Below are 14,068 nucleotides of genomic sequence, written 5' to 3' on the forward strand. Positions count from 1 at the left end.
GCACACAGGAGGCACCCGAGTTGATCTACGGCGCAATGAAGTTCTCCATCGGCGGGTCGCTGAAGCTCGCCTTCAGGCCATGGGTGGAGGGCCTGGAGAACATCCCCGCGCAGGGACCGGCGATCCTCGCGAGCAACCATCTGTCGTTCTCCGACTCCTTCTTCCTGCCGGCCGTCCTGGACCGCAAGGTCACCTTCATCGCCAAGTCCGAGTACTTCACCGCGCCCGGCGTGAAGGGCAAACTGACCGCCGCCTTCTTCAAGGGCGTCGGCCAGCTCCCGGTGGACCGCTCAGGCGCCCGCGGAGCCGGCGAGGCGGCCATCAAGGCGGGCATCGAGGTCATCGAGAGCGGCGGACTCTTCGGTATCTACCCGGAGGGCACCCGCTCGCCCGACGGCCGTCTCTACCGCGGCAAGCCCGGCGGGCTCGCCCGGGTGGCGCTGGCCACCGGAGCGCCGGTCATCCCCGTCGCGATGATCGACACGGAGAAGATCCAGCCGCCTGGCCAGGTGATGCCCAAGCTGATGCGCCCGGGGATCAGGATCGGCAAACCGCTCGACTTCAGCCGTTACCACGGCATGGAGGGGGACCGCTTCATCCTGCGCTCGGTCACCGACGAGGTGATGTACGAGATCATGAAGCTCTCCGGCCAGGAGTACGTCGACATCTACGCGACCGCCGCCAAGCGGCAGATCGCGGACGAGGCGAAGCGCCGCGCGGAGGAGGCGAAGCGCGCGGGGAAAGAGTCCGGAACGCAGGGGTGAAGGAACGGTTCGGCGCGCCACCGCGTCGATTCCGTCCGGGGGGTGGGGGACGTGGCCAGGCGCGAGCGGGTCGTACGGATGTCGGTCGAGCAGCCGCTGTGGAGTGCGCTGACGGCGTACCGCATTCTGACGATGCTCTACGCGATCCTGCTCGCCGTCTTCGGGCGGGACAGGTACGACCGGCCGTGGGTCGCCATCGCCTTCCTGGTGGTGATGGCGGCGTGGACGCTCGGCACCCTCCCGAAGGTCGCGGGCGCCGCCGCCTGCACCAAGCGTTTCCTCGGCGCGGACCTGACACTCGCGCTCGTCGGCATCCTCGTCACCCCGCTCGCCGACTTCGAGGCCCAGCACGTCGACGGGCCGACGCTGCCGTCCATCTGGACCGCGGGTTCCGTGCTGGCCTTCGCGATCAAGGGCGGCTGGCGCTGGGCGGCCGTCGCCTCCTCCTTCGTCGCCGTCGCCAACATCATCGAGCGCGGCGAGCCCAGCCGGGACACCTTCCACAACGTCCTGCTGGTCTGGGTCGCCTCCATCGCCATCGGCTACGTCGTCGAGGTGGCCAGGGCCAGTGAGCGCACCCTGGCCCGCGCCCTGGAGATCGAGGCCGCCACCCGCGAGCGGGAACGGCTGGCCCGCGACATCCACGACAGCGTGCTCCAGGTCCTCGCGATGGTGCAGCGCCGCGGCACCGCGCTGGGCGGCGAGGCCGCCGAACTGGGCCGGATGGCCGGGGAGCAGGAAGTCGCCCTGCGCACCCTGGTCTCCAGCGGTCTCCTGCCCGCCACCAGGGTCTCCGAGGACGCCGCCGAGGGCGCCGTCGTCCGCAGTGTCGAGGTCGACGACGAACCGTCCGGGCAGGCCGACTACGATCTGCGTTCCCTGCTCGCCCCGTACGCCGGCTCCCGGACCAGCTTCGCGGAGCCGGGAGCCCCGGTGCTGCTGGCCCCCGCCGCCGCGCGGGAGCTGGCGGCCGCTGTCGGTGCCGCCCTGGACAATGTCAGGGCCCACGCGGGAGAGGACGCCCAGGCCTGGATCCTGGTGGAGGACTGGCCGGACGAGGTGATCGTGACGGTCCGGGACGACGGGCCCGGCATTCCGGAGGGCCGGCTCGCCCAGGCCGAGGGGGAGGGACGGATGGGGGTCGCCCTGTCGATCCGGGGAAGGCTGCGTGACCTGGGCGGCACGGCGGAGTTGATTTCGGTGCCCGGCCAGGGCACCGAGGTCGAGTTGAAGGTACCGAAGGTTTCACGGGGGAAGGCGGGATCAGCCGGATGAGCACGGAGAACACCCAGGGCGCCGAGGGGCGGACCATCAGGGTGATGGTGGTCGACGACCATCCGATGTGGCGCGACGCGGTCGCCCGTGATCTTTCCGAGTCGGGTTTCGAGGTGGTGGCGACCGCCGGTGACGGACCGCAGGCCGTACGCAGGGCGAAGGCGGCGATGCCCGACGTCCTCGTGCTCGACCTCAATCTGCCCGGCATGCCCGGCGTGCAGGTCTGCAAGGAGCTCGTCGGCTCCCACCCCGGCCTCCGGGTGCTGGTGCTCTCGGCGAGCGGTGAGCACGCCGACGTACTGGAAGCGGTCAAGTCGGGCGCCACCGGTTATCTGCTCAAGTCGGCCAGTACGCAGGAGCTGACCGAGGCCGTGTGGTCCACGGCCGCCGGCGATCCCGTCTTCACGCCGGGCCTGGCCGGACTGGTCCTCGGCGAATACCGCAGGCTCGCCTCCGACCCCGCACCCGCCGCGTCGGACGAGCCCAAGGCCCCGCAGCTCACCGAGCGCGAGACCGAGGTGCTGCGGCTGGTGGCCAAGGGGCTCTCGTACAAGCAGATCGCCGAGCGCCTGGTCATCTCGCACCGCACCGTCCAGAACCACGTCCAGAACACCCTGGGCAAGCTCCAGTTGCACAACCGGGTGGAGCTCGTGCGATACGCGATCGAGCGCGGCCTGGACGACGCCTGAACGCGCCGGAGCGTGCAGCCCCGCACCTGTGAGACCAACCGCCCCGTAACGCAACTGATTTGACCTTCCGCCCCATCCCCGAGTGACCTGGATCACGATTAGCGTGATGGCTGGGGGGCTCACTTCGGCGAAGGGATGCTGCCATGCGGGTCGGAGTACTGACCGGGGGCGGGGACTGCCCCGGGCTCAACGCGGTCATCCGTGCCATAGTCCGCAAGGGCGTGCAGGAGTACGGCTACGACTTCATCGGATTCCGGGACGGCTGGCGCGGCCCGCTGGAGGGCGCGACGGTGCCGCTCTCCATCCCCGCGGTGCGGGGCATCCTGCCGCGCGGCGGCACCGTCCTCGGTTCCTCGCGCACCAATCCGCTCGGCGCGGAGCACGGCGTACGCCGGATCAGGGACAACCTCGCCAAGTACGAGGTCGATGCGCTCGTCGCGATCGGCGGCGAGGACACCCTCGGTGTGGCGGCGACCCTGTCGGACGAGCACGGCATCAAATGCGTCGGCGTTCCCAAGACCATCGACAACGACCTCTCCGCCACCGACTACACCTTCGGCTTCGACACGGCGGTCGGCATCGCCACCGAGGCGATCGACCGGCTGCACACCACGGCCGAGTCCCATATGCGGGTCCTCGTCGTGGAGGTGATGGGCCGTCATGCGGGCTGGATCGCGCTGCACTCGGGCCTGGCCGGCGGTGCGAACGTCATCCTCATCCCGGAACAGCGCTTCGACATCGAGCAGGTCTGTGCCTGGGTGGTCTCCCGCTTCGGGGCGAGCTACGCGCCGATAGTGGTGGTCGCCGAAGGAGCCGTGCCCCGGCAGGGCGAGATGATCCTCAAGGACGGATCGCACGACTCCTTCGGTCATGTCCGCCTCTCCGGCGTCGGCGAATGGCTGGCCAAGCAGATCGAGAGCCGCACCGGCAAGGAGGCCAGAACGACCGTCCTCGGCCACGTCCAGCGCGGCGGCACGCCGAGTGCCTTCGACCGCTGGCTGGCCACCCGCTTCGGGCTGCACGCCATCGACGCCGTGCGGGACGGCGACTTCGGCACGATGGTGGCCCTGAAGGGCACCGACATCGTGCGGGTGCCGATCGCGGAGGCGACGGCCCGGCTGAAGACGGTCGACCCGGCCCTCTACGCGGAGGCCGGTGTCTTCTTCGGCTGAGCGGCGCGCGGGCCGGGCGGCGCGCCGGAGGAGGGGGGCGGCAACAGGGGCGTCCCCGGGGCGGGCCGGGCGGCGCGCCGGGGACATGGGCCGTATATTCGCGATGACCGGCCCATGTCCCCCGATCCTTGCGATGTACGGGAGAAGTCGTGGAAATCCTGGCATTCGGTGTGCAGTCCGACGAGAAGCCGCTGATCGAGAAGGCCTTCGCCGGACAGCACGAGGTCCGTTGCCTGGACGTCTTCCTCACGGGGGACACCGCACCGATCGCGGCGGGCTACGAGATCATTTCCACCAGCGTCAACGCGGATCTGGGCAGCGCCGTCCTGCAGACCCTCGCGGCGGGTGGCACGCAGATGATCGCCCAGCGCTCCACCGGCTTCAACAACATCGACCTCGATGTGGCCGAACGGCTCGCGCTGCGGGTCGCCCGGGTCTCGTACTACTCGCCGCACTCGGTCGCGGAATTCGCATGGACCCTCGCGATGGCGGTCAATCGCCGGATCATCCGCGCCGCGAGCCGCACCCGTGACTTCGACTTCCGGCTCGACGGACTCCTCGGCCGGGACATGCACGGCCGCACGGCCGGAGTGATCGGTACGGGCAAGATCGGTGAGGCCTTCACCCGGATCGCCCACGGCTTCGGCATGAAGCTGCTCGGCTGGGACGCCGTCCAGAACCCGGCCTGTGTCGGGCTCGGCATGGAGTATGTCGAGAAGGAGCGGCTCCTGGCGGAGTCCGACCTGATCAGCCTGCACGTCCCGCTGCTGCCCACGACCCACCACATCATCGACGAGGACGCCCTGGCGCACATGAGGGACGACGCGATCCTGATCAACTCCAGTCGTGGCGGACTCATCGACACGGCGGCACTGGTCACCGAGCTCCGCGCGGGACGCCTGCTGGGCGTGGGACTCGACGTGTACGAGGCGGAGGCCGGGCTCTTCTTCCTCGACAAGTCCCTGGAGGGCATCGACGACGACACCCTCGCCCGGCTCGTCACCTTCCCCAACGTCATCGTGACCTCGCACCAGGCGTACTACACCCAGGAGGCGGTGGCCCAGATCGTCGACGCCACCGTCCAGAACGTCGCCGACTATCTGGCCGGCCGCCGCAGCGACAACGTCCTCGTCCCCGTGCTCTCCCGGTGAGCCGGGACCCCGGAGCTCCGCCGGGACCCCGGCCGGCCCTTCAACCGGCCACCGGCAGCCCCGCCAGCAGCCCGGCCACGATCGTCACCCCGCGCAGCGTCAGCACCGACTCCGGATGGAACTGCACCGAGGCGAAGCCCGGTCCGCGCAGCGCGTGCAGCTCCCCGGTCGCCGCGTCCAGACTCACTTCGATGCCGTGCGCCGCCAGTTCGGTGACCGCCCCGTCGTCGCAGCGCGTGGTGAAGCTGTTGTAGAAGCCGACCGTCTCCGGCCGCCCGAACAGATCGATCCGGGTCTGCGCACCCTGGTACGGCACGGCCTTGCGGACGATGTCCAGCCCCAGCTCCGCCGCGATCAGCTCATGGCCCAGACAGACCCCCAGCAGACCGTGCCGGTGGTCACGGACCAGCTCCGCGGCGAATCCGCGCAGCAGCCGCATCTTCGGATCGGCCGTGTCGCCCGGATCCCCGGGGCCGGGGCCCAGCACGACCGGGCCCTCGTGCGCCCGTACGCGTTCGCGCAGCCCCGGCTCGTCGTAGCGGTGCACCGACACCTCCAGACCCGAGGAACGCAGCAGATGGGCCAGCATCGCGGTGAACGTGTCCTCCCCGTCGATCACCAGAGCGTGGCCGGACAGCTCGTGCGTCCGCTCCTGCATCCGCAGCCAGAACGGCGCGAGGCCGTCCCGCCGGGCCTCCAGCGCCGCCTGCACCTGCGGGTCGCCGGCCAGCTGCGCACGCGCGGCCCCGTCCCGCGGCCGGCCCGGCCGCACCCCCAGCGCGGCCAGCACCCCGGCCGCCTTCGCGTGGGTCTCGGCGACCTCGCTGTCCGGATCGGAGTGACGCACGAGCGTCGCCCCGACCGGCACCCGCAGCCGCCCGTCGGCCGCAATGTCGGCGGTACGGATCAGGATCGGCGAGTCCAGGGTCCGGGCCCCGCCCGGCCCCTCCCGCAGCAGCGCCAGGGCGCCCGCGTAGTAGCCGCGCCCACCGGGCTCGTACCGTTCGATGACCCGGCAGGCGTTCTGCACGGGTGAGCCGGTGACCGTCGCCGCGAACATGGTCTCCTTCAGCACCTCCCGCACATCCAGCGAGGAGCGCCCGCGCAGCTCGTACTCCGTGTGGGCGAGATGGGCCATCTCCTTGAGCCGCGGCCCGACCACCACGCCGCCCATGTCGCCGACGGTGCACATCATCTTGAGTTCCTCGTCGACCACCATGGAGAGCTCGTCCCGCTCCTTGCGGTCGGAGAGGAAGGCCAGCAGACCCCCGACGGTCGGGCCGTCGGCGGGATAGCGGTACGTGCCGCTGATCGGGTTCATCACGACCGTCCCGCCGGACATCCGCACGTGCACCTCGGGACTCGCACCGACGAGCGTCCTCCCGCCCGTCGCCCGCCGCCCCGAGGCGGAGGGCGCGTCGGCCCCGTCGTCGCCCGTGTGCACGACGAAGGTCCAGTACGCGCCCCGCTCACCGGCCAGCAGCCGCCGGAAGAGGGCCAGCGCGTCCGGCCGTCCGAAGCCGGGGATCTCGCCCCGGAAGGTCCGCCGGATGACGAAGTTCGCGCCCTCGCCCTGTCCGATCTCGTCCTCGACGACCCGCCGGACGATCCCCGCGTACTCCTCGTCGGAGACGTCGAAGGCCCCGCCCTCGACGCGTACGTCATGGGCCGGCAAATGGTCCAGCACCTCGGCGAGCGGCAGCTCGTACGCCTCCTCCGCGACCAGCACGGACAGCGGTGTCCCGTCGTCACGCACGTCGAAGCCACGCTCGGCGATCTGCCGGAACGGCACCAGGGCGAGCGAGGGCAGCGGACCGACCGGGAGGTCGGCGAGCCGGTCCACCTCACGCACCCGGCCGATCAGCACCTCGACCGTGTCGTGGTCGTGACCGGGGGTACGCCTGCGCAGCAGCGCGAACGGTGGGGAGCCGGCACGAAGAAGCCTCTCGATGACGAGGTCCGTGCGGTGGGGTTGAGACATCGTGGTGTTCCTTCCGGATGGAGGAACGGCTCCCGAAACGCAGAGAAGGCCGCCCCTCGGGCGGCCTTCGCGTGGTCTGTCGCGCGATCGATCAGTGGGCCGCCGGATGAGCGGTCCACCACCAGTTCTGGGTCGTCTGCGCGAACATGCTCCGAACCCTAACGGATGCCCGGGTCATCCGAGCGCGCGTCTCAACTGTTGAGCGTACGGATGGACGCATCGCCGGACCCCGTAATGTTGTCGATGTGACCGTGAACGCCAATACCTCCGTCGCCGGTGGCAACACCTGGCGAGACCTTCCCGCGGCGCAGCAGCCCGAGTACCCCGATGCCGAGGCTCTGCGCGATGTACTCGCGGACCTTGCGTCGTATCCGCCGCTCGTCTTCGCGGGCGAGTGCGACCAGCTGCGTGCCCGTATGGGAGCCGTCGCCAAGGGCGAGGCGTTCCTGCTGCAGGGCGGTGACTGCGCCGAGGCCTTCGACGCCGTGTCGGCCGAGCACATCCGGGCCAAGCTGAAGACGCTGCTCCAGATGAGTGCCGTTCTGACCTACGCGGCCTCCGTGCCCGTGGTCAAGGTGGGCCGGATCGCCGGCCAGTACTCCAAGCCGCGCTCCAAGTCGACCGAGACCCGCGACGGCGTCACCCTGCCGACCTACCGCGGCGACTCCGTCAACGGCTTCGCCTTCACCGAGGACGCCCGCGTCCCGGACCCGGAGCGGCTGAAGCAGATGTACCACGCGTCCGCTTCCACGCTGAACCTGGTCCGCGCCTTCACCACCGGCGGTTACGCCGACCTGCGCCAGGTGCACGCCTGGAACCAGGACTTCGTGAAGTCGTCGCCGTCCGGCCAGCGCTACGAGGCGCTCGCCCGCGAGATCGACAACGCGCTGAACTTCATGAAGGCGTGCGGTACGGACCCGGCCGAGTTCAAGGCGGTCGAGTTCTACGCCTCGCACGAGGGCCTGCTGCTGGACTACGAGTCGGCGCTGACCCGCGTCGACTCGCGCACCGGCCGGCTGTACGACACCTCGGGCCACATGGTCTGGATCGGCGAGCGCACCCGTCAGATGGACGGCGCGCACATCGAGTTCGCCTCGAAGATCCGCAACCCCATCGGGATCAAGCTCGGCCCGACGACCACCGTCGACGAGGCGCTCGGCTACATCGAACGCCTCGACCCCGAGCGCGAGCCTGGCCGGCTGACCTTCATCGTCCGCATGGGCGCCGACAAGGTCCGCGACAAGCTTCCCGACCTGGTCGAGAAGGTCACCGCCTCCGGTGCCACCGTGGCCTGGGTGACCGACCCGATGCACGGCAACACCTTCGAGGCCGCCTCCGGCCACAAGACGCGTCGCTTCGACGACGTCCTGGACGAGGTCAAGGGCTTCTTCGAGGTGCACAAGGGGCTCGGTACGCACCCGGGCGGCATCCATGTCGAGCTCACCGGCGACGACGTCACCGAGTGCGTCGGTGGCGGGCACGAGATCTTCGTGGACGACCTGCACCAGCGCTACGAGACGGCCTGCGACCCGCGGCTCAACCGCAGCCAGTCCCTCGACCTGGCGTTCCTGGTCGCCGAGATGTACCGGGACCAGTAGGCGTCACCGCAGGTGGTGTGCGTACGACTGTGGGGCACGGATCGATGTGATCCGTGCCCCACAGGGCGTTCGGAGGTTTTCACGGGTTCTCGGCGCCGGGTAAGGTTAGGTTGGCCTCACCGATTACGGGGTGGCAGCAACGACCGATCCCGCCGGGAGGTGAACCGCGTGTACGTCTGCTCGTGCTTCGGCATCACGGAGAAGCAGGTGAAGGAACATGCGGACGCCGGGGCGTGCACGCCCCGGCAGATAGCCTCCGCCTGCAAGGCGGGCACGGACTGCGGCGGCTGCGTCCGCGCCATCCAGGCGATGCTCGGCCGCGGCGCCTGCCCGCGCCGCGAACTGCTGGACCGGAAGCGGACGCCCGGCGCGGCCGACGACTCCGCAGCGGATGCCGTCCCCGCGTCCGATCCGGAGACCGCTCCCGGCGTCGCCCCGGGCGTGACCCCGGGAATCCGGCTCTTCGAAGCGGCCTGAACCTCGCGGGGCCCGGCCCTGGTGAGAGTCCTGGGGCACGCGAGCCCGGCATGAACCGAACGAAAGACCCTAGCTGTCCGGCTGCTCGATCTGCTGCGCGATGTAGAGCGGTTCGCCGAGCTTCTCGACCAGCTCCAGCTGGGTGTCGAGGTAGTCGATGTGGTGCTCCTCGTCCTCCAGGATCGACTCAAAGATGTTTGCGGACGTGATGTCGCCCTTGCCGCGCATCAGCTCGATCCCGCGCTTGAGACGGTCGATCGCCTCCACCTCGACCTGGCGGTCGGCCTGGAACATCTCGGTGACGGTCTGCCCCACCCTTACATGGAAAAGCCGCTGGTAGTTGGGCAGTCCATCAAGGAAGAGGATGCGGTCCGTGAGGATCTCGGCGTGCTTCATCTCGTCGAACGACTCGGAGCGGGTGTACTTCGCGAGCTTCGTCCAGCCGAAGTTGTCCTGCATCTTTGCATGCAGGAAGTACTGGTTGATGGCGGTCAATTCGGCGGTCAGCTGCTCGTTCAGGAACTCAAGGACCTCGGGGTCGCCCTGCATCGCAGAGGCTCCTTCCAACCGGTGAACGGGGCAAGTTGGCCGCATCCTCGCATCGCACCCGGCGATCGTCCAGTAAGTACATGCTTAGTACGAATTGCACGAATTGTCCCTGCCTTGGTCGGGACCACCCCTGCCTGTCTGTCACCATGGAGGCATGGGTCAGCCGGAAAGCCGGGAAAACCGCGCGTCAGAGCAGTCCGAGCTTCCGCCGGGACAGCGACTTCAGCGTGGTTGGCCGGTTACCCACTACGGGCCGGTTCCCAAGTTCAAGCCCGACCGCTGGGAGTTCCGGGTCTTCGGTGCCACGGCGGACGGCGAGAAGCACTGCTGGAACCATCAGGAGTTCTCGGAGCTGCCGTTCGCCTCGGTGGTCGCCGACCTGCACTGCGTCACCAAATTCAGCATGCTCGACGCCGAATGGGGTGGGGTTCTCGCTCGTACGGTCCTGGAACTCGCGCCCCCCGCACCGAACGTCACTCATGTGATGGTCTGGGCCGAGTACGGGTTCAGCTCGAATCTGCGGCTCTCCGACTTCGCCTCGGACCGAACACTTTTCGCCACCCACAAGGGCGGTGAGCTGCTCACCGCCGAGCACGGCTTTCCGCTCCGGCTCGTGGTGCCGCACCTCTATGCCTGGAAGGGGCCCAAGTGGGTCCGCGGCGTCGAGTACATGACCGCCGACCGCCGGGGCTTCTGGGAGGAGCGCGGCTACCACAACATCGGCGACCCGTGGCGCGAGCAGCGTTACTCGTATCAGGAGGAGCCCGGGGACGGCCCCGAGCTCTGACCCGGCGGTCGCCGGTCCGGTCGTCCGTCCTCAGTGGTGGTACCGGTGCACCACCGCGTGGCCCTTGCCCCGGCCGATCATCCACTTGTTGACCGGTGTGGTGACGACGAAGGCGATGCCGAGCGAGAGTGCGAGCGCCCCCCAGAACAGCGCGTCGGCGAGGGTCGCGTCCATGGCGCCCGGCCACAGCGCGATCACGCCGTTGTCGATCAGCTCCATCACCGCGATGGAGAGGGTGTCGGCGGCGAGGGCGACCCGGAGGGCCGTACGGAAATCGACGCCCGCCCTCCGGATGGAGCGCAGTGTCAGCGTGTAGCCGAAGAAGAAGGCCAGGACGATCGCGAGCACCATCGTCGCCATGTTGCCCCAGCCGAGCGCGGTGCCGATCACCATGCCGAGGACCTCGCCGATGGCGCATCCGGTGAGGCAGTGCAGGGTGGCGCGGGCGGCCATGGCCCAACCGACCTTGCCCGGGTGATGGCCGGTGTGACTGGCGTGGCCGGTGTGGTCGATATCGGCAGCGTGGCTGATGTGGCCGGTGTGGTCGCTGTCGGCTACGTGGCCCGTGTGGCCTGTGTGGTCGACGTGACCTGGGTGGGTTGCGTGATCGCTGTGCTGCTCGTGGCGGCTCGGGTTCGCGTGCTTGCTGTGCTGGTCGAGCGCCTCTGGCCGACCGTGGTTCATGTGCGGGCCATGGTTCGCGTGTGGTGCCCCGTGCTGCATGGCGATCCCCCCAATGCCGAGTAGCGGTTCCTGGTGACAGCAGGGAACCGTATACCCCTACGGGGTATTCCTCAATGGTGAGAACAGGGGGTGGGTGAGGCGCTCAGTCCCGGTCGCGCAGCCCCTTGAGCCGGGCCACGTCCGCCGCATGGCCTTCCTTGCCGCCCGGCGTCTCGATGATCAGCGGCACGCCCGCGGTCGCCGGATGCGAGAACAGCTCCCGGAACGGTTCCTCGCCGATGTGCCCGGCGCCGATGTTCTCGTGCCGGTCCTTGTGGGCGCCCACCACGTCCTTGGAGTCATTGGCGTGGATCAGTTTCAGCCGGCCCTCGCCGACCGTCTCCACCAGCAGGTCCAGGGTCTGCCGCATGCCTGCGGGGCCCGCCAGATCGTGTCCCGCCGCGTAGATGTGGCAGGTGTCGAGGCAGACACCGAGCCTGGGGTGGGCATCGAGTGCGTCGAAGTACGGGCCGAAGTCCCAGGTCCGCGAGCAGAGCGAGAACCCCTGCCCGGCGGTCGACTCCAGCAGGAGGTACGGGTCGTCGTCGTGTGTCAGCTCGTCCAGGAGCGGCCTCAGGTGTGTGCGTACCTGGTCGAGGGCCTGCGCGCGCGGCCGACCCCCGGTCGCCGAACCGGTGTGCACCACGACGCCCAGGGCGCCGATCTCACGGGCCCGGCGCAGCGAGTGACGCAGCGATTCCACGGACTTCTCGACGGTGGCCTCGGTGTGCGAACCGAAGTTGATCAGATACGGGGCGTGGACGTAGGCGGGTATGGATCCGGCGGCGCACTCGGCGCGGAACTGCTCGTCCTGGGCCGGGTTGCCGACGGGCGTCGCCCAGCCGCGCGGGTTGGCGACGAAGACCTGGACGGCCTCCGCCCCCATCTCGCGGGCGTAGGAGAGGCCCACCTTGGCGAGGCCGCCGGCCACGGGAACATGACCGCCGACGGGGTTGCGCATGTGGATCTAGAGTCCCTTGGTCTTGATGGTGATGGTGCTGCCCTCGGGGGCCTGCTTGCCGCCGTCGACGGACTGGCTCGCGATCGTGTCGCTGAAGGAGAGGAACGGGCGGTCGACCTTGACCTCGAAGCCCGCGTCCTCCAGCTCGCTCCTGGCGTCGTCGAGATTCTTACCGGTGACGTCCGGGACGTCGATCATCCGCGGTCCCTTGGAGACCGTGAGCGTGATGGTGTCGCCCTCGGCGGCCCGGCTGCCCTCGGCCGGTGACTGATGCGCGATGTCGCCCGCGACCTCGGGGGAATTGACCCGGTCGGGCAGTACCTCGGCCTTCAGTCCCTCCTCGTCCAGCGCGGCGGTGGCGTCCTCGACGGACAACCCGGTGACATCGGGGACATCGACCGGAGCGCCCTTGCTGACCACCAGGGCGACGGCGGAGTCCGGGTGGCGCTCGGTGCCCGCCTCGGGTTCCGTACGGATCACCTTTCCCCGGTCCGTCTCCTCGCTGAACTCCTTGGTGACCATGCCGGGCACCAGGCCGGCCTTCTCCAGCGCATGTTCGGCATCGGCCGCTGCGAGGCCCTGGACATCGGGCACCTTCACGATCTCGGGGCCGCGCGAGACGACCAGCGTCACCGCGTCGTTCCCCCGGATGCGGGCGCCGGAACCGGGGTCGCTGCTGATGACCTTGCCGCGCGGCACGGTGTCGCTGTAGTCCCGCTTGACGCCCTTGAGCTCCAGGCCCGCGTCCGAGAGCCGCTTCTGGGCGGCCTTCTCGGTCTGCCCGAGCAGCGAGGGGACCCGGGTGAACTGCCCGGAGTTGATGTACCAGACACCGGTGCCGACCCCCAGCACCAGCAGTACGGCGACGACCGCGGCTATGAGGGAGCGGCGCGGATCGAGTAGGCGCCGGCCTCCCGGCGCGGGCGGCGTCGATATCGGCGGCGGCATCTCCAGCCGGCTGGTGTGGTGGGCGACGCCCTGGTCGGCCGGGAGCAGCCGGGGGATCACGCTCGTGCGGTCCTCGGCGGCGTCGTGCGTCTCGGCGAGGGCCTGCGGCGGGACGGCGTCGAGCTGGGCGTCGGTGAGTCCGGAGCGGGCCTCCCGGGTCTCGGCGAGCAATGCCACCGCGTCGAACGGGCGGACCTCGGGGTCGCGGGCGGTGGCGCTCGCCACCAGGTCGTCGAGCTCCACGGGGAGACCCGCGACGGCGGCCGACGGGGCCGGGACGTCCGCGTTGAGGTGCTGGTAGATGACCTGGGCGGGGGTGTCACCGGCGTGCGGCTTGGACCCGGTCAGCATTTCGTACAGGACGACACCACAGGCGTACACATCGGTGCGGGTGTCCGCCGTGCCGTGCTCTATCTGCTCGGGGGCGAGGTAGGAGACGGTGCCCAGGACGGACCCGGTGGTGTTGGTGACGGCGCCCACGGCCCGGACGAGCCCGAAGTCGGCGACCTTGACCCGGCCGTCGTCCCCTATGAGGACGTTCTCCGGCTTCATGTCGCGGTGCACGAAGCCCGCCCGGTGCGCGGCGCCGAGGGCGGCGAGAACCGGTTCCAGGATGTCCAGTGCCGCCCTCGGCTGAAGGGCGCCGCGATCGCGCAGTACGTCGCGCAGGGTGCAGCCCGCCACGTACTCCATCGCGAGGTAGACGTACTGCCCCTGGGCACCCTGGTCGAAGACCGCGACCACATTGGGGTGCGCCAGCCGGGCCACGGACTTGGCCTCACGGATGAAGCGCTCCACGAACGAGGCGTCGGTGGCGAGCGCCGGGTGCATCACCTTGAGGGCGAGCACCCGGTCGAGCCGGGTGTCCACGGCCCGGTAGACCGTGGCCATGCCGCCCACGGCGATGCGGGCATCGACGCGGTAACGGCCGTCGAGCAATTGCCCGACAAGAGGGTCCTGGAGGGTCGTATCCACGCATGCGAGTCTACGAGC

The 14,068-nt window shown here is 69.7% G+C and carries 15 protein-coding genes; 9 read left to right on the plus strand and 6 right to left on the minus strand.

Features of this window, described 5'->3' with window-relative positions; genetic code table 11:
* Window positions 1–20: 20 nt before the first annotated feature.
* The 5 genes from ACIOHC_RS26130 (at window position 21) to ACIOHC_RS26150 (ending at window position 5,051) form a co-directional block, all read left to right on the plus strand.
* Window positions 21–764, plus strand: a complete 744-nt coding sequence (locus tag ACIOHC_RS26130; RefSeq protein WP_351078209.1) for a lysophospholipid acyltransferase family protein — start codon at window positions 21–23, stop codon at window positions 762–764.
* A gap of 51 nt (window positions 765–815) precedes the next feature.
* Window positions 816–2,039 carry a MacS family sensor histidine kinase gene (gene macS, locus ACIOHC_RS26135; RefSeq protein WP_351078207.1) on the plus strand — a complete coding sequence of 408 codons (1,224 nt, stop codon included), beginning with the start codon at window positions 816–818 and terminating at the stop codon, window positions 2,037–2,039.
* A complete protein-coding gene (locus tag ACIOHC_RS26140; protein ID WP_389638242.1) occupies window positions 2,036–2,728 on the plus strand; it encodes a response regulator in 693 nt (230 codons plus the stop codon). The genes macS and ACIOHC_RS26140 overlap by 4 nt, the downstream gene beginning before the upstream one ends.
* A gap of 143 nt (window positions 2,729–2,871) precedes the next feature.
* Entirely contained in the window at window positions 2,872–3,900 is a 1,029-nt protein-coding gene (locus tag ACIOHC_RS26145) for a 6-phosphofructokinase (protein WP_351078202.1), read from the plus strand.
* Window positions 3,901–4,049: 149 nt separating this feature from the next.
* Window positions 4,050–5,051: a 2-hydroxyacid dehydrogenase gene (locus ACIOHC_RS26150; protein ID WP_351078199.1), complete on the plus strand. Its 1,002-nt coding sequence runs from the start codon at window positions 4,050–4,052 to the stop codon at window positions 5,049–5,051.
* Between the two features lie 40 nt (window positions 5,052–5,091).
* On the opposite strand, the gene ACIOHC_RS26155 is transcribed toward ACIOHC_RS26150, so the two are convergent.
* Together ACIOHC_RS26155 and ACIOHC_RS26160 are read right to left on the minus strand one after the other, a co-directional pair.
* Window positions 5,092–7,032 (minus strand): anthranilate synthase family protein, encoded by a 1,941-nt coding sequence (locus ACIOHC_RS26155; protein WP_401844197.1) that lies wholly within the window; start codon window positions 7,030–7,032, stop codon window positions 5,092–5,094.
* A gap of 91 nt (window positions 7,033–7,123) precedes the next feature.
* The gene (locus ACIOHC_RS26160) at window positions 7,124–7,252 is read right to left on the minus strand and encodes a trp operon leader peptide (protein WP_376471496.1); all 129 of its coding nucleotides are present in this window, start codon (window positions 7,250–7,252) and stop codon (window positions 7,124–7,126) included.
* A gap of 31 nt (window positions 7,253–7,283) precedes the next feature.
* Between ACIOHC_RS26160 and ACIOHC_RS26165 the strand changes: the two genes are divergently transcribed.
* Together ACIOHC_RS26165 and ACIOHC_RS26170 are read left to right on the plus strand one after the other, a co-directional pair.
* Window positions 7,284–8,630: a class II 3-deoxy-7-phosphoheptulonate synthase gene (locus tag ACIOHC_RS26165; protein ID WP_351078193.1), complete on the plus strand. Its 1,347-nt coding sequence runs from the start codon at window positions 7,284–7,286 to the stop codon at window positions 8,628–8,630.
* 168 nt (window positions 8,631–8,798) lie between these two features.
* The gene (locus ACIOHC_RS26170; protein WP_351078190.1) at window positions 8,799–9,107 is read left to right on the plus strand and encodes a (2Fe-2S)-binding protein; all 309 of its coding nucleotides are present in this window, start codon (window positions 8,799–8,801) and stop codon (window positions 9,105–9,107) included.
* Between the two features lie 69 nt (window positions 9,108–9,176).
* Here the strand turns inward: ACIOHC_RS26170 and bfr are convergent, their stop codons facing one another.
* The gene (bfr, locus tag ACIOHC_RS26175; protein ID WP_093543851.1) at window positions 9,177–9,656 is read right to left on the minus strand and encodes a bacterioferritin; all 480 of its coding nucleotides are present in this window, start codon (window positions 9,654–9,656) and stop codon (window positions 9,177–9,179) included.
* 154 nt (window positions 9,657–9,810) lie between these two features.
* On the opposite strand from bfr, the gene ACIOHC_RS26180 reads away from it, so the two are divergent.
* Window positions 9,811–10,443, plus strand: a complete 633-nt coding sequence (locus tag ACIOHC_RS26180) for a sulfite oxidase-like oxidoreductase (protein WP_401844200.1) — start codon at window positions 9,811–9,813, stop codon at window positions 10,441–10,443.
* Window positions 10,444–10,473: 30 nt separating this feature from the next.
* Here the strand turns inward: ACIOHC_RS26180 and ACIOHC_RS26185 are convergent, their stop codons facing one another.
* Window positions 10,474–10,974 (minus strand): DUF4396 domain-containing protein, encoded by a 501-nt coding sequence (locus ACIOHC_RS26185; RefSeq protein ID WP_389638309.1) that lies wholly within the window; start codon window positions 10,972–10,974, stop codon window positions 10,474–10,476.
* Here ACIOHC_RS26185 and ACIOHC_RS26190 point away from each other — a divergent pair.
* Entirely contained in the window at window positions 10,921–11,190 is a 270-nt protein-coding gene (locus ACIOHC_RS26190; RefSeq protein ID WP_351078183.1) for a hypothetical protein, read from the plus strand. The two genes, ACIOHC_RS26185 and ACIOHC_RS26190, sit on opposite strands and share 54 nt — an antisense overlap.
* Window positions 11,191–11,269: 79 nt before the next feature.
* Here the strand turns inward: ACIOHC_RS26190 and ACIOHC_RS26195 are convergent, their stop codons facing one another.
* On the minus strand, window positions 11,270–12,127 hold the full coding sequence (locus ACIOHC_RS26195; RefSeq protein WP_351078181.1) for a deoxyribonuclease IV: 858 nt from the start codon (window positions 12,125–12,127) through the stop codon (window positions 11,270–11,272).
* Between the two features lie 6 nt (window positions 12,128–12,133).
* On the minus strand, window positions 12,134–14,050 hold the full coding sequence (pknB, locus tag ACIOHC_RS26200; protein ID WP_351078179.1) for a Stk1 family PASTA domain-containing Ser/Thr kinase: 1,917 nt from the start codon (window positions 14,048–14,050) through the stop codon (window positions 12,134–12,136).
* Between the last annotated feature and the right edge of the window lie 18 nt (window positions 14,051–14,068).

The organism is Streptomyces sp. NPDC088252 (assembly GCF_044740965.1).
Taxonomy (GTDB): domain Bacteria; phylum Actinomycetota; class Actinomycetes; order Streptomycetales; family Streptomycetaceae; genus Streptomyces.

Bases quoted from the DNA above. Each gene is read 5' to 3' on its own strand.
- ACIOHC_RS26180 (WP_401844200.1), top strand. From the start codon at position 9,811: ATGGGTCAGCCGGAAAGCCGGGAAAACCGCGCGTCAGAGCAGTCCGAG.
- ACIOHC_RS26190 (WP_351078183.1), top strand. From the start codon at position 10,921: ATGGCCGGTGTGACTGGCGTGGCCGGTGTGGTCGATATCGGCAGCGTG.
- ACIOHC_RS26140 (WP_389638242.1), top strand. From the start codon at position 2,036: ATGAGCACGGAGAACACCCAGGGCGCCGAGGGGCGGACCATCAGGGTG.
- ACIOHC_RS26195 (WP_351078181.1), bottom strand. From the start codon at position 12,127: ATGCGCAACCCCGTCGGCGGTCATGTTCCCGTGGCCGGCGGCCTCGCC.
- ACIOHC_RS26145 (WP_351078202.1), top strand. From the start codon at position 2,872: ATGCGGGTCGGAGTACTGACCGGGGGCGGGGACTGCCCCGGGCTCAAC.
- bfr (WP_093543851.1), bottom strand. From the start codon at position 9,656: ATGCAGGGCGACCCCGAGGTCCTTGAGTTCCTGAACGAGCAGCTGACC.
- ACIOHC_RS26160 (WP_376471496.1), bottom strand. From the start codon at position 7,252: ATGCGTCCATCCGTACGCTCAACAGTTGAGACGCGCGCTCGGATGACC.
- ACIOHC_RS26155 (WP_401844197.1), bottom strand. From the start codon at position 7,032: ATGTCTCAACCCCACCGCACGGACCTCGTCATCGAGAGGCTTCTTCGT.